A 14,949-nucleotide genomic window follows, 5' to 3' on the forward strand; every position below is an offset into this window, starting at 1 on the left:
GGTTCACCGGCCGGTGGGCTTGAGACGCAGGAGGATCTCCGCGTGGTCGGGATGGGCCCAGACCGCGGGGAAGGCGTACAGGTCGCCGTTCGTGGGCCAGCCGGTGAACTTGGCGTCGCGGTAGACGCTGATCGTGCCCTGGGTGAGGACGGGGATGTAGGGCATCGTCTGCTCGATGCGGGTCTGGATCGTGTCCAGGTAGGGCTGCCGAGCGGCGGTGTCGTCGGGGTTGACGCGCTTGAGCGCGTCGAGGGCCTGATCGACCTGCGGGTCGGAGAACCGGCTGAAGTTCGGGCCGGGTTTGGCGCCGACCGGGGCGGTCTGCGCGGTGCTGTAGAAGTAGTTGTAGAGGTAGAAGGGGTCCGGTGCGGGGCCCTGGTAGAGCGAGTCGATGATCAACTGGTAGTTGCCGCGGTCCCGTGCGTCGACGAACTCGTTCCAGGACACCTGCTGCACGGTGACCTCGATGCCGACTCGCCTCAGTTGCTGCCCCATCGTGTCGGCCGCCGTGATGTAGTCGGTCCAGCCCGCGACGGTGCTCAGCGTCAACGACACCGGCTCGCCGTTTCTGGCGTAGGTGCCGTCGGAACCCTTGGTGTAACCCGCGTCCTCCAAGAGCTGCTGCGCCTTGCCCTGGTCGGGTCGCATCGGGGCGGTCCGGTCGTGCAGCTCGTCGGAGATGAGCGCGCTGTCCCGGTCGGGCAGCAGGAAGCTCGGTGAGATGTCGCTGCCGGTGTTCTCGAACGCCAGCGCGTTGAGCTGGGTCCGGTCGATGGCGTGGTAGATCGCCTGCCGCACGGCCGGGTCGGTCTGGGGACCGCGGCAGCCCAGGGTGGTGTTGCTGCACGTGACCAGCGCGATCTGGTTCACGGGGGTGATGGCGGAACGGTAGCCGGGGTAGTTCTGCTCGACGTCCTCCAGGTCGGGCACGGGTCCGGTCTGCCAGTCGACCTGCCCGGCCTTGAGCGCGGCGGCGCCGGCCTGGTTGCCCGACAGGGCGAGGTAGCGGACCTTCTTCACGGCGGGCTCGCCTCCCCAGTAGGTGGGGTTCGCTCTGAGCGTGTACGCCTGTGGCTTGAACTCCTCCAGCAGGTACGGGCCGGTGCCGACCGGGCCCTCCATCGGGGTGACCGCCGGATCGGCGATGTCCTTCCACCTGTGCGCGGGCACCACGTACGTCTTGCCGAGGATCGACGGTCCGTCCGCGAACGACGGCCGGTCGAACGTGATGACCACGTGCGTGTCGTCGACCGCCTCGGCGCGACCGGCGTAACCGGTGCTGTTCATGCCCTTGTTCCTGCTGATCATGTCGAGCGTGAACACGACGTCGGCGGCGGTGAACGCGTTGCCGTCGGACCAGTTCACGCCGTCCCGGAGGGTGATGGAGAGCTGTGTGCCGTCGGCGTTCCAGGCGAAGTCGGTACCCAGCCTCGGCGTCGGTTCGGCGTCCCGGACGACGTTGTAGAAGAACAGGGTCTGGAAGATCGTCCCGGTCCCGCCGATGTTGGTCGGCGCGTACGGGTTGAAGTTGATCTGGTAGTCGCCTGACTGACCGGTGTACGCCACCAAGGTGGAGCTGTCCGACCCGGTGGACGTGTCCGACGATCCGCAAGCTGCTGCCATCACCACGGCGGCGAGCAGGACGATCGCGGCGCGCGCACCCGTGTGGGGACTCCTCGACACCGTCACGACGTCCTCCTTGACGTGCTGCTCGCGGTCATGTCATGGCACGAGTCTGCGGCAGCCAATATTAAGTTGACGAAGTAAGCCGTCAATAGGCGAGATGCAGCCATCTGCTCCTGTCGTCTCAACAGGCGTCCGCAGGGGCAAGCCTGCTGCTGTTGACTTACTTCGACTGCCTGAGTAACTATCACTCCGACCTCCTGCGTCGACGTCGACCAACGGAAGGTGGGCCACCATGACGCGCTCGGACCTGCACGACGGCTGGTGCGTGCGGGCGGTGGGAGGCCCGGTGCCCGAGGTTCTCGTCGATCGCGATGTGCCCGCCAGGGTCCCGGGCAGCACCCATCTCGACCTGATGGCCGCGAACCTCATCCCGGACCCGTACCTGGACGGCAACGAGGCCGCGCTGACCTGGATGCACCGCGTCGACTGGCGGTATTCGACGACGTTCCGGGCGGAGGCGCCGCGTGCCGGTGAGCGGGCGGAACTGGTCTTCGACGGCATCGACACCGTCGCCACCGTCGAGTTGAACGGCGAGGTGCTCGGCCACACCGCCAACATGCACCGCGGCTACCGCTTCGACGCCGGGCGATCGCTGCGCGACGGCGACAACGACCTGACCGTGACGCTGCGGTCCGCGCTCACCCATGCCGAGCAGGTGGAGGCCGACCTCGGGTGGCGCCAGCGGGCGTACCCGCACCCGTACAACGCGATCCGCAAGATGGCCTGCTCCTTCGGCTGGGACTGGGGGCCCGACCTGCAGACCGCCGGCTTGTGGAAACCCGTGCGGCTGGAACGCTGGGACACCGCCCGACTCACCGCGGTGCGCCCCCTCGTCACCGTGGACGCCGACGGCACCGGCCGCGTCGACGTGCACCTGGCGCTGGACCGCGCCGCGGACAGCGACTACACCGTGGTGGTCGCGGTCGGCGACCGCACGGAACGGGTGGCGGTCACCGGCGACGACGCGCACGTCACCGTGCTCGTGCCGGACGCCCGGTTGTGGTGGCCGGTGGGCTACGGTGACCAGCCGCTCTACGACCTGACCGTCGAGCTGGTGGCCGACGGTCGGCGGGTGGACTCCGATCGCCGCCGCATCGGGTTCCGCACCGTGACCGTCCACACCGAACCGGACGAGCACGGCACCCCGTTCACCTTCGTCGTCAACGGCAAGCGCGTCTTCGCCAAGGGCGCCAACTGGATCCCGGACGACCACTTCCTCACCCGGGTCACCCCCGAGCGGCTCGCCCGCCGGATCGACCAGGCCGTCGAGGCGAACATGAACATGCTGCGGGTGTGGGGCGGCGGCATCTACGAGACCGACGACTTCTACGACGCCTGCGACGAACGCGGCGTGATGGTGTGGCAGGACTTCCCGTTCGCCTGCGCCTTCTACGCCGAGGAAGAGCCGCTGCGCGGGGAGGTCGAGGCCGAGGCCCGGGAGAACGTCACCCGCCTGGTCGCCCACCCGTCCCTCGTGCTGTGGAACGGCAACAACGAAACCCTCCCCGCCTACACGGACTGGGGGTGGCAGGACGGCCTCGAAGGGCGGAGCTGGGGCATCGGCTACTACACCGACCTGCTGCCCGGCATCGTCGCGGAACTCGACCCCACCCGCCCTTACGCGCCGGGCAGCCCGCACGGCCCCGACGACGTGTCGCCGGACGATCCCAACCACGGCACCAGTCACGTCTGGGGCGTCTGGAACGCCCTGGACTACACGCACTACCGCGACCACGTCCTGCGGTTCTGCGCCGAGTTCGGCTTCCAGGGGCCACCCACTTGGGCCACCCTCGCCCGATGGGTGCACGACGACCCGTTGACACCCACCTCACCCTCGTTCCTGCTCCACCAGAAAGCCGAAGACGGCAACGGCAAGCTGGACCGCGGCCTCGCGCCCCACCTGCCGGTCCCCGCCGACTTCGAGCAGTGGCACTGGGCGACCCAGCTCAACCAGGCCCGCGCCGTGGCCTTCGGCATCGAGCACTACCGCTCCTGGTGGCCCCGGACCGCAGGGGCCCTGGTCTGGCAGCTCAACGACTGCTGGCCGGTCACCTCGTGGGCCGCCATCGACAGCGACGAGCGCCCCAAACCCCTCTACTACGCCCTCAAGCACGCGTTCGCGCCACGCCTGCTGACCGTCCAGCCCCGTGGGGGAAAGCCCACCCTGGTCGCGATCAACGACCACGACGAACCCTGGTCGGGTGCGGTGCGCGTGACCAGGCAGGACTTCGCCGGCGCGGTGTCGGCCACCGCCGAGCTGCCGCTGAGCGTGCCGCCCCGGTCGACGGCGTCGCTGGACCTGCCCGACGACCTCCTCGAGCCCGCCGACCCGAAGAGCGAAGTGCTGGTCGCGGACGCCGGCGGCGTCCGCGCTCACCACCTGTTCGGCGAGGACCTCGACCTCCGCTACGACCCGGCGCCGTTCACGGCCACCGTGCAACCCGTTGCCGGTGGGTACCGCGTCGACGTGCGGGCCACGTCGTACGTCCGGGACATCGCCCTGTTGGCCGACAAGGTGGCGGCCGACGCGGTCGTGGACGACATGCTCGTCTCGCTGACCGCCGGAGAAGCGCACCACTTCATCGTGCGCACGTCGGAGAGGATGCACGACCCGACCGCGTTGCTGCATCCGCGGGTGCTCCGCTGCGCCAACGCGTCCGCGTCGGGTGTTCCCTGACGCGAGCGCTGTCACCTGCACCTGACCGCGGCCCGAGAGGGTTCGAGGGGAGGGCGATACCGGTTCCCGGAGTTGATTGCCGAAATGAGCGATCGGTCACCTCTCCGGATTTCGGCGACCCGTTCGGGGCTCCCGGTGATCGTGAACCGGCGAGGTGAGCTGGGCGTTCTTTTCCGGACCAAGGACTTCAAGTTTCGCGACATCTTCGCTACGGTCTCTCTGGGAACGCTCCCAGTGCAGGTCAGGGCATTTCCCGGGCGAGCGGTCCACATCGAGTCGGCGACCCGTCCTGCCTGCCTGTCGCGTTTGTTCCGGAAGACGTGGCGGTGGACTTGGTGTCGCCCGCACAAAGGAGTGCTGATAATGAGAACAGTCGGAAAACGCCGCACCGTGATCGCGGCGTTGGGCGCTGTGGTGTCCATCGCGGGTACGGCCCTGATGGCCGCGGCGGGTGGGTCGTGGGCGAGTGACGCGAGCGCGGCGGCGGCGTTCGCGTGCCGGGTCGACTACACGGTCAACGATTGGGGTAGCGGGTTCGGCGCCAACGTGACGGTTTCCAACGTCGGCTCGTCGGCGGTCAACGGCTGGACGCTGACCTACACCTACGCGGGCAACCAGACCCTGTGGCACGGCTGGAACGGCGTGTGGTCGCAGTCTGGCAAGCGGGTCACCGTGACCAACTTGAGCTGGAACGCCACCATTCCCGCGAAGGGCAGCGTCAGCGCCGGGGCGACCTTCTCCTACAGCGGCAGCAACGCCAAGCCGACGGACTTCGCCGTCAACGGCGCCGCGTGCACCGGCGTCGACCCGACCACCACGACCACCACGACGACGACCACTCCGCCGGTCGACGGTCCGGCGCCGGAGCTGCGCGTGTCGGGCAACAAGCTGGTCACCTCCGACGGCAAGCCGTACCGGTTGCTGGGTGTGAGTCGTTCCAGCGGTGAGTTCGCCTGCGTGCAGGGCAAGGGCATGTGGGACGGTGGCCCGGTGGACCAGGCGTCGGTGGACGCGATGAAGACCTGGAACATCCACGCGGTGCGGATCCCGTTGAACGAGGAGTGCTGGCTGGGCGTCCACGGCTCACCCGGTGGGCCCACGTACCAGCAGGCCGTGAAGGACTACGTGGACCTGCTGGTGCGCAACGGCATCAACGTGATCCTGGACCTGCACTGGACCTGGGGCGCCTACACGGACAGCCCGGACTGGCACTGCAAGGACGAGCACGCGGTGTGCCAGAAGCCGATGCCGGACGCGAAGTACTCCCCGCAGTTCTGGACCGGTGTGGCGAACGCGTTCAAGGGCAACGACGCCGTCGTGTTCGACCTGTTCAACGAGCCGTACCCGGACATGCCCGCCGACTGGAACAAGACCCTCGGTTGGCAGTGCTGGCGGGACGGCGGCGCCTGCACCGGCATTCCCTACGAGGTCGCCGGCATGCAGGACCTGGTCGACGCGGTGCGGTCCACCGGCGCGACCAACGTCGTGATGCTGGGCGGCCTGGAGTGGGCCAACGACATGCGGGAGTGGCTGGCGCACAAGCCGGTCGACCCGCTGAACAACATCGCCGCGTCCTGGCACGCCTACAGCTTCAACGCCTGCGCCACCGAGTCCTGCTGGGACACCCAGATCGCCCCGCTCGCCCAGCAGGTCCCGATCGTGCTCGGCGAGTTCGGCCAGGACAACTGCGGCTTCGACTACATGCAGGGGCTGGTCGACTGGGCCGACGCGCACCACATCAGCTACCTCGCGTGGACCTGGAACCCGTGGGGCTGCACCGGGGGCGCCGTGCTCATCAAGGACTGGAGCGGTACGCCCGAGCCCGGCGTCGGCGAGGGCTACAAGGCCCACCTGCTCTCCGTCACGCCGTAACCACCCGCACCAGGTCTGGGTCGGCCCGCCACCCCTCCGCGGCGGGCCGACCGCGGAACAGCCGGTCAGCGCCTGCGCGGGGCAAGTCCGCAACCCCGTCCTGCTCGCGCTGGTACTCCTCGTCGGAGGTGTCGCGTGGCGTCGGCGTGGTGCACCCGTCCGCCTTCGACCCCTTGGCCGCAATCGTGGTGCGCTCGACCCCGCCGCGTACGACACCGGTGGTGCGGAGGTCGCGCATCAACCGTTCCGCCGTGCAGCGGACCCTGGACCTTCTCGTCGCGCACCGTCCGCGCCGAGGCCGGGCGAGTCTTGGCGGCGCAGTAGGAGGACGGGGCGATCGCCACACCCGCTTCACGCAGGACGCGGCAGATCGGCTCGACCCCGCACTCCTGCCTGTGTCGGTCGAGCCGGCGTCACCCCGGACCTCGGCGCGATCGAGCACGCCGCCGCCCACCACGACGGATGCTCGTCCCGGTGCTCTTGGACCGGCCACACCACCGCTGGAGTCCCAGGCAAAGCCGGGCCGGTCAGCGCGGCGTCCAACCGAACAACGCTACCGGTGTTCCGGTCGGTGTGGAAGGCCCTGGTAACTCGATCGCGAACAGACCCCCTCACAACGGTCGGGGTGGACGTAGCGTTCTGATGACGCCACTGGTCTTCGTCGAATGAGAAGCACGCATGCCTCCTGGACTTCCCGATTCCGGTGTTCCTCCCACCACACGCACCCCGTCGACGTTGTCCCGGCGCGCGTTCATCGCGACGACCGGTGTCGCGGCGAGCGGTGCGGTCGTCGCGCCGCCGCTGCTCGGCACCGCCGAACCGGCGACTGCCGCCGAGTCCGCAGCAGCCACCGCGGGACCGGGCAGTCGGATCTCGTTGACCGTCAACGGCGCCCGGCAGACCGTGACGGTCGACAACCGGACGTCGCTGCTGGACCTGCTGCGCGAACACCTCGGGTTGGCCGGGACCAAGAAGGGGTGCGATGCCGGCGCCTGCGGGGCGTGCACGGTGTTGGTCGACGGCCGCCGGGCCAACGCCTGCCTGACGCTGGCCGTCCGCCTGGAGGGCTCCGAGGTCACCACGATCGAAGGGCTCGCGGGCAACGAGTTGCACCCGTTGCAGCAGGCTTTCATCGACCAGGACGCGTTCCAGTGCGGCTTCTGCACGCCCGGCCAGATCATGTCGGGCGTCGCCTGCATCCGTGAGGGCCACACCCGCTCGGCGGACGAGATCCGCGAGTGGATGAGCGGGAACCTCTGCCGCTGCGGCTGCTACGTGAAGATCGTCAGGGCGGTCCAGCAGGCCGCTGTGCGGGGGCGGTGACGCGGCATGTTCCCCTTCTCCTACACCAAAGTCCCGACCGTGCGCGAAGCGCTCGCGGCAGGCCGGCGGGGTGGTCGCTTCATCGCCGGCGGTACCACGCTGGTCGACCTGATGCGGGAGACCGTCGAACGTCCCGACACGCTGGTCGACATCAGCGGACTGCCGATGCGGGACGTCCGGGTCACGGCCGGCGGGGGCGTGCGGATCGGCGCGCTGGTGCGGATGGCCGACGTGGCAGCCAACCGGACGGTGCGCGCCGCCTACCCGGTCATCGCCGAGGCACTGGAGTCGAGCGCTTCCGCGCAACTGCGCAACATGGCCACGATCGGTGGCAACATCATGCAGCGCACCAGGTGCACGTACTTCCGGGATGTTTCCGCACCCTGCAACAAGCGCCGGCCGGGTTCGGGGTGTGCGGCGCTGGGCGGGTACAACCGCACCCACGCGATCCTCGGCGGCTCGGAGCACTGCGTGGCCACCCATCCGTCCGACCTCTCCGTGGCCTTGACCGCTCTGGAGGCGACCGTGCACCTGGCGGGTCAGGACGGGGAACGCCGAGTGGCCTTCGCCGACTTCCTGCTCCGGCCGGGGAGCACACCGGATCGGGAACAGGCCTTGCGCCCCGGTGAACTGATCACCTTCGTGGAGGTCCCGGCGCTTCCTCGCACGTCGCGGTCCGGGTACCTGAAGGTGCGCGACCGGCAGAGCTACGAGTTCGCCCTGACCTCCGCGGCGGTCGCGCTCGACATCCGCGGTGGGGTGATCCGCACGGCGGGGGTCGCCGCGGGCGGTGTGGGCACGGTGCCCTGGAAGCTGTCCGCGGTCGAACGGCACCTGGTGGGCAAACCGCCGTCGGCGGAGCTGTGGGCCGAGGCCGCCGAACGAGCGGCGGACGGCGCTCGGCCGCTGGAGCACAACGGGTTCAAGGTGGACTTGCTCAAGCGCACCGTGGAACGTCAGCTGCGCGTCGTGGGAGGCAACAAGTGAACCGGGCTGTCGGGGCGCCGCTGTCCCGGGTGGACGGGAAGCTGAAGGTGACCGGGCGGGCGCCCTACGCCGCCGACCACCACGTTGACGCCCTCGCCTACGGGGTGATCGTCGAGAGCACCGTCGGACGCGGGCGGATCACCCGTGTCGACACCGGATCCGCCCTCTCCCAGCCCGGCGTGCTGGCGGTGATCACGCACGTCAACGCGCCCAGGCTGCCGTACCGCCCTTACCGCAACTTCCTCGTCCCCCAAGGCGAGCGGCTGCACGTCTTCCAGGACGACGAAGTCCGCTTCTTCGGACAGCCGCTAGCGGTCGTGGTCGCGGAGACACTGGAGGCCGCGCAGCACGCTGCGAGCCTGGTCGATGTCGCTTACGACGCCCAGCCGCCGACCCTGGACCTGACCGGCGCCCCGGCCGACGCGCCCGCGACCTACGCGCGGGGTGACGCGGACGGCGCACTGGGCTCGGCGGAGGTCCGGCTTGAGCTGACCTACCGGGCCGCCCGCAACCACCACAACGCCCTCGAACCGCACGCCACCATCGCGAGCTGGGACGGCGATCGCCTGACCGTGTGGGACAAGACCCAGTTCCTGGTCAGCGCGCAGCACGAGCTCGCCGCCGTGTTCGACCTGCCGGCGCAGGCGGTGCGGGTCATCTGCCCGTTCATCGGTGGCGCGTTCGGCAACGCCCTGCGGTCCTGGCCGCACACCGTCGTCGCGGCGCTCGCCGCACGGGTGACCAAGCGCCCGGTGAAAGTGGTGCTGACCCGCCGACAGCTGTACTTCGGCGTGGGATACCGGCCCACTTACGAGTACACCTTGCGCCTCGGCGCCGACCGACAGGGCCGGCTGAGCGCCATGATCCACGACATGAGGTTCGAGACGTCGCGCTACGAGCGGCATGGCGAGGGCACCCAAGTCCTCGGGCAGATGCTCTACGAGACGCCCAACGTCCGCCAGACGTTCCGGACCGTGTCGTTGGACGTGAACACCCCCACGTGGATGCGCGGCCCCGGCTACTCCACCGCCGCCTACGTCATCGAGTCGGCGCTGGACGAACTCGCCCACGAACTGGGTGTCGATCCGATCGAACTGCGGCTGCGCAACGAACCCGACGACGACCCGGCCACCGGGCTGCCCTTCTCCACGCGGCGGCTGCGCGAATGCCTTGCGGTCGGCGCCCGCGAGTTCGGCTGGCAACGGCGCAAACCCGAACCCCGCTCCACGGTCGACGGCGATTGGCTCATCGGCATCGGCGTGGCCGCCGGCGCCTACCACACGCTGCGGGGTGCGGCTCAAGCCTACGCGCGGCTGACCGCCGAAGGCACCGCGCTGATCCAAGCGGGCGCCGGCGACATGGGGCCGGGCACCTACACCGCCATGACCCAGGTCGCCGCCGACGCGCTCGGCATGACCATGAGCACCGTTCGGTTCGAGCTCGGCGACTCGACGCTACCCCCGGTTCCGCCGCACGGCGGTTCGCAAACCATGGCCAGCGTCGGTTCCGCCGTCCAGAACGCGTGCGACCAGCTCCGACAACAGGCCATCACGCTCGCGGTCACCGACGAACGATCACCGCTGCACGGTGTCGAACCCGAGGACGTCATCGTTCGGGACGGCCACATGCGGGTGAAGGACAACCCCACGCGCGGGGAGACCTACCGACAACTGCTCGCCCGCCTCGACCGCGCCCAGCTGGAGGTCATCGGGTCTTACACCCCACCCCAGCAGCCGCGGTTCTCCACGTACGCCTACGGCGTGACGTTCGCCGAGGTCGCCGTGGACGCCAGGCTTGGCCTGGTCCGGGTGCGGCGGATGCTCGGCGTCTACGACGCGGGCCGCATCGTCAACCCGAAACTCGCGGACAGCCAGGCGCTCGGGGCGATGGTGGGCGGCATCGGGATGGCTCTGCTGGAGCACACCGTCACCGACCGCCGCGACGGCCGGATCGTGAACGCCAACTTCGCCGACTACCTGGTTCCCGTCAACTCGGACGTCCCCGACCTGCGGGCGATCTACCTGGAGGGTGACGACCCCGACGCGGACCCCATCGGCGTCAAGGGCCTCGGTGAGGTCGTGATGGTCGGTGTGGCGCCCGCCATCGCCAATGCCGTCTTCCACGCCACCGGCCGCCGCGTCCGCGAGCTGCCCATCACCGCGGAGGCACTGCTGTGACCACGCGGGTCGACCCCGGGTCGGGGAGCCGGCGTTCTCCCTTTGAGACGGACTCACACCACTTACGCCGCACGGGCACGACACTGACCGACATGACGTCTGAGCAGGACAACGGTGGGATGGAACTCGGGCGGTTCCTGCGCGCCTGCCGTGCCAAGGTCACCCCCGCCGAGGTGGGTCTCCCGGCAGCCGGGTTGCGCCGCACACCCGGGTTGCGCCGCGAGGAACTGGCTTGGCTCGCCGGGGTGAGCATCGACTACTACACGCGGCTGGAACAGGGCAAGAAGACCCGCCCCAGCCCGTCGGTCGTCGGAGCCCTCGCCAGGGCACTGCGCTTGGACGAAGCCGATCGGGAGCGCCTGCGGGCGCTGGCTGTTGGGGCTGCCCGGCACGTGCCCGAGTGGAGGACCGCGGTCGAGCGGACGGTGCGGCCCGGCACGGTTCTGCTGTTGAACAGCCTGCGGCCCAACCCCGCGCACCTGCTCGACCAGGGCATGACCCTGCTCGCGTGGAACCCCGGCGGGCTGCGCATGTACGCGGGGATCGAGGAGTGGCCGGTCGAGCACCGCAACGTCGCACGCTACGTGTTCCTGCACCCGGCGGCCCGGAAGTTGATCGACGACTGGGATGACCAGGTCCGCTGCTGCGTGGCGTACCTGCGGGCGTCGGTCGAGCGGGATCCGGACACCCCGGCTCTCGTCGGCCTCGTCCGCGAGCTGATGCTCGAGAGCCCGGAGTTCGCGCGGCTCTGGAAGCGGCATGACGTGCACGGGCACCCGCATGGCCGGAGGACCCTGCACCACCCGGACACCGGCACCATCACCCTCCGCTTCCAGGTCATGCGCCTCGTCGGTGTCCGCGGCTGGCGCACGGTGACCTACTACGCCGACCCGGGCACCCCCGACCACGACGGCATGGTGATGCTCGACATGGCTGCGGACGACCACGCGGCGCGTCCCGCCGAGCCGTCGCCGAGCTGACCGGACGTCCCGCCACAACCCCGTCGTGCGTGGCGTCACCGGAACCGCTGGGCCGCGGGGTTCCGGGAACGCGTTCCAGACGGAGAAGGACAGTCAGCGAGGGGGAGTGGTTCGAGATGCGCGACCTGGCGCACGACTTGGCGGACTGGGCGCCGCCGTACGCGGTGGCGAGCGTGGTCGCGGTACGGGGCCGCGCGCCTCGCGAGGTGGGCGCGGCGTTGGCGCGGCAGGCCAAGCTCCTCGGCTACCACGTCGTGGTCCGCGACGCCCGTCCCGTGTTCGCGACGCCGCAACGCTTTTCTCCGCCGACGAGGTGGTCGTGGACTGGCCGCACCGGTACCTGGCCCGGACGCCGACGCCTCCTTAGACGGCGGTGTGCGTTCTGACGCATGACGCGAAGTTCGACGTGCCGGTGTTGCTGGAGGCCCTGCGTCGGCCGCCGGCGATCGTGGGGCCTTGGGATCTCGCCGCACCCACCTTGACCGCCTGGAGCGCTTGCGGGCCGAGGGCGTCACGGAGGCGGAGCTGACGCGGCTGCGCTCACCCGTCGGGTTGGACCTGGGCGTGCGCAGCCCGGAAGAGACCGCAGTGTCGGTCGCGGCCGAGCTGATCGCACTGCGGCGCGGTGGGAGCGGGTTCTCCCCGTCCGAGACGGCCCCCAGCACCGGCCGCCGCCGCGTCCCCGGTGTTCATGCGTTGCCGAAGTGACGAGACCCGAAGAAGTCCGACCTCAGGAGAGTTCTCGTGAGCAAGATCTGGTTCGTCACCGGTTCCTCGCGCGGGTTCGGGCGCCAGTTCGTCGAGGCGGCCCTGGACCGTGGCGACAAGGTCGTGGCGACCGCTCGGAACACGGACTCCTTGGCCGACCTGGTCGCCGTGCACGGCGAATCGGTTCTCGCGCTGGTCCTGGACGTCACCGACCGGGTCGCTGTCGTCGAAGCCGTCAAGCAGGCGCACGAGCACTTCGGCCACCTGGACGTGGTGGTGAACAACGCCGGGTGCGGCCTGCTCGGTGCTGTCGCGGGGTGGGGGGAACAGCAGGTGCGCGACGAGTTCGAGACCAACTTCTTCGGCGCGCTGTGGGTCGTCCAAGCGGTCCTGCCCATCCTGTGCGAGCAGGGCGACGGCCACATCGTCCAGATCTCCACTGCGGGTGGCGTACTCGACTTACCCGCAGTCGACGGTTGCAACGCCTCCAGGTGGGCGCTGGAGGGCCTCACCGAGGCCCTCGCGCTGGAGGTCGCCGGCTTCGGGATCAAGGTCACCCTGGTCGAACCCGGTGGTTTCCCCTACGACTGGGACCGTTCGTCGGCTGTCCGCACCGAACCACTGCGCGCCTGCGCCGGGGCACGTGCGGACGTGGCCGCCCTCTTCGAGGACGCCGTGATCGGCGGTCCGACCACCGCCGGTCCGGCTCTGCTGAAGATCGTGGACGCCGAGAACCCACCGCTGCGGGCCTACCTCGACACCTCACCGCTCTGATCGGCACTCGGCCGAGGATGGTGGACGTCGTAGGGGGCGTCCTGGTGGTCCAGGCCTGGCTCGTTGCACCACGGCTGAACGACGGGGGCTCTACCGTCATGGCCGTGGGACTCCTGAGGCGCTGGAAGTTCGCGTGCCGAACTCCGGAAGCTGCTGCTGGGGCGTCCCGGCCTCCGTGTCCACTTCTCCAAGAGCCAGGTGGCGGCGAGCCTGTGGGACTGCGGCGAGGACGAGCTCGCCGGCCGGGCGCTGGACATGTCGGACGCGGACCTGGCGCGCGTCCGGGCGATCGCGTCGTGGTACGAGGACCCGGACTACCCGTTGCCCATCACCGGACAGCGCATCACCCACAACCACGTCATCGCGTTGGCGGCGATCACCTCCTTCGAGGGTGCGGTGCGCCCGCTGACCCGGACCCGTCGCCGTCCGGAGGAGCAGCGCCCGCCCGCGTTCCGCCCGCAGCTGCCGGGTCCGTGACTCGCGGATCACTCGCGAGCGGGCGCCACCGACGCGGGACCGTTCCCGGATCGGGGTGTGTGATCAGGGCTTGGGACGGACCGCGAGCCCGGGATTGCCGGACGGCTTGAAGTCCGCCCACGCCGCAGGGTCGCCGATGTGGTAGACCGTCGCCTTCGGACTTGCGGTGAAGACGTCGGCCTCCTGCTTCGGCGGTGTCGAGCCCAGGTGGACCGCCGTCAGGGCCGGATTGCCCTGGACCGCGCCCGGTCCGAGCCGGGTGACGCCCGGTATGACGACCGTGGTCAGCTTCGCGTTGTTGGTGATGGCGTTGTGCCATACCGTGGCCAGGCGAGGGGCGTGGACCCATCGGAGGTTCGAGAAGTTGGTGACCGCGTTCTTGTCCATCTCCGTGAGCGCGGGCAGGCGCAGCCCGATGAGCTTGTGGTTCAGGTCGAAGCAGTTGATGCCCAGGTACTCCAGCTCGGGCAGGTTGACCGAGACCAGCTCGTGGCTGTCGTTCAACGCGTTGCGACCGAGCCGTCGCAGCTGAGGCGCGGTGAAGTACTGGAGGCGGGAGGCGTCGTCGAACGCGAAGTCGTCGACCTCGGTCGCGTTCGGCAGGTTCACCTTGACCAGGTACTGGTTGCGGCGGAAGGCGTCGTGGGCGATGGTGCCGACGCTGGGCAGGTACAGGACGCTGAGCTTGGCGTACGGGGCGTGGCCGAAGGCCATGACGCCGATCGACCGCGCGCCGCGCAGGCTCACCTCGCTGAAGTTGTGGTTGCTGAACGCGCCGTCCGGCACTGCGTCCAGGTCGTCGAGGACGAGCTGCTTGACCCAGGTGTCCCACCAGCCGTTGTGCCAGAGGTAGGGGGATTTGCCGCCACGGGCCTGCCGGCCCGCGCACGGCAGCCCGGATGCGGGCGTGCACTCCCGCCCACCCTGGATGCTGCGCAGGTTGTAGACGTAGAGCCGGGTGAGGTTGCCCAGGCCGAGGTCGCGGTGCACGCCCTGCAGTGCGGCGAGGTCGCTGTCGGAGAGCGCCGTGCCACCGGTGAGGTACAGCGCGATCCCGGTCGCCCCGGCAAGTTCCGGTTTGCGTTCGGCCAGGCGGGCCTTGAGGGCGTTGGCGGTGACGTCGTACTGGAACGCGAGGGTTCCCGCAGCCAGTTGGTGATCGCCGGGTTCGCCGGCCCGATGGCTGTAGCCGTCGTTGCGGCGCAGATCGGGGTCCTTGGCGAACACCGGATCCGGTCCGGGATCGGCGGTCGGGTCCTCGGGCAGCGCACCTTCCGAGTACGGCAAA

11 protein-coding genes and 1 pseudogene are annotated in these 14,949 nt (G+C 69.8%); 9 read left to right on the forward strand and 3 right to left on the reverse strand.

Going from position 1 to position 14,949, the window contains the following annotated elements:
* Positions 1 to 3 precede the first annotated feature (3 nt).
* Positions 4 to 1,689 (reverse strand): ABC transporter substrate-binding protein, encoded by a 1,686-nt coding sequence (locus AB0H12_RS30325; protein ID WP_499627505.1) that lies wholly within the window; start codon positions 1,687 to 1,689, stop codon positions 4 to 6.
* Positions 1,690 to 1,918: 229 nt separating this feature from the next.
* Between AB0H12_RS30325 and AB0H12_RS30330 the strand changes: the two genes are divergently transcribed.
* The gene (locus AB0H12_RS30330) at positions 1,919 to 4,363 is read left to right on the forward strand and encodes a glycoside hydrolase family 2 protein (RefSeq protein ID WP_499627507.1); all 2,445 of its coding nucleotides are present in this window, start codon (positions 1,919 to 1,921) and stop codon (positions 4,361 to 4,363) included.
* A gap of 363 nt (positions 4,364 to 4,726) precedes the next feature.
* Positions 4,727 to 6,235, forward strand: coding sequence for a cellulase family glycosylhydrolase (locus AB0H12_RS30335; RefSeq protein WP_499627509.1), 1,509 nt, complete (start codon positions 4,727 to 4,729; stop codon positions 6,233 to 6,235).
* On the opposite strand, the gene AB0H12_RS30340 is transcribed toward AB0H12_RS30335, so the two are convergent.
* Positions 6,225 to 6,473 (reverse strand): hypothetical protein, encoded by a 249-nt coding sequence (locus AB0H12_RS30340; protein WP_499627512.1) that lies wholly within the window; start codon positions 6,471 to 6,473, stop codon positions 6,225 to 6,227. The genes AB0H12_RS30335 and AB0H12_RS30340 overlap by 11 nt on opposite strands.
* 497 nt (positions 6,474 to 6,970) lie before the next feature.
* Here AB0H12_RS30340 and AB0H12_RS30345 point away from each other — a divergent pair, with 497 nt between their 5' ends.
* The 7 genes and pseudogenes from AB0H12_RS30345 (at position 6,971) to AB0H12_RS30375 (ending at position 13,661) form a co-directional block, all read left to right on the forward strand.
* Positions 6,971 to 7,558, forward strand: coding sequence for a (2Fe-2S)-binding protein (locus tag AB0H12_RS30345; RefSeq protein ID WP_499627514.1), 588 nt, complete (start codon positions 6,971 to 6,973; stop codon positions 7,556 to 7,558).
* A 6-nt stretch (positions 7,559 to 7,564) separates the two neighbouring features.
* Positions 7,565 to 8,545 carry an FAD binding domain-containing protein gene (locus AB0H12_RS30350; RefSeq protein WP_499627516.1) on the forward strand — a complete coding sequence of 327 codons (981 nt, stop codon included), beginning with the start codon at positions 7,565 to 7,567 and terminating at the stop codon, positions 8,543 to 8,545.
* Complete coding sequence (locus AB0H12_RS30355) at positions 8,542 to 10,722, forward strand: xanthine dehydrogenase family protein molybdopterin-binding subunit (protein WP_499627517.1); 2,181 nt, start codon at positions 8,542 to 8,544, stop codon at positions 10,720 to 10,722. The genes AB0H12_RS30350 and AB0H12_RS30355 overlap by 4 nt, the downstream gene beginning before the upstream one ends.
* 92 nt (positions 10,723 to 10,814) lie before the next feature.
* Positions 10,815 to 11,702, forward strand: coding sequence for a helix-turn-helix transcriptional regulator (locus AB0H12_RS30360; protein WP_499627519.1), 888 nt, complete (start codon positions 10,815 to 10,817; stop codon positions 11,700 to 11,702).
* 203 nt (positions 11,703 to 11,905) lie between these two features.
* Positions 11,906 to 12,410, forward strand: a pseudogene (locus tag AB0H12_RS30365) (XdhC family protein); the annotation flags it as partial.
* 36 nt (positions 12,411 to 12,446) lie between these two features.
* Positions 12,447 to 13,184, forward strand: coding sequence for an SDR family NAD(P)-dependent oxidoreductase (locus tag AB0H12_RS30370; protein WP_499627521.1), 738 nt, complete (start codon positions 12,447 to 12,449; stop codon positions 13,182 to 13,184).
* A gap of 198 nt (positions 13,185 to 13,382) precedes the next feature.
* Entirely contained in the window at positions 13,383 to 13,661 is a 279-nt protein-coding gene (locus tag AB0H12_RS30375; RefSeq protein WP_499627522.1) for a hypothetical protein, read from the forward strand.
* 63 nt (positions 13,662 to 13,724) lie between these two features.
* On the opposite strand, the gene AB0H12_RS30380 is transcribed toward AB0H12_RS30375, so the two are convergent.
* A complete protein-coding gene (locus AB0H12_RS30380) occupies positions 13,725 to 14,948 on the reverse strand; it encodes a leucine-rich repeat protein (RefSeq protein ID WP_499627524.1) in 1,224 nt (407 codons plus the stop codon).
* Between the last annotated feature and the right edge of the window lies 1 nt (position 14,949).

It is taken from the genome of Actinosynnema sp. NPDC023794 (genome assembly GCF_040639675.1).
In the GTDB taxonomy this organism is placed as follows: Bacteria; Actinomycetota; Actinomycetes; order Mycobacteriales; family Pseudonocardiaceae; genus Actinosynnema; species Actinosynnema luteola.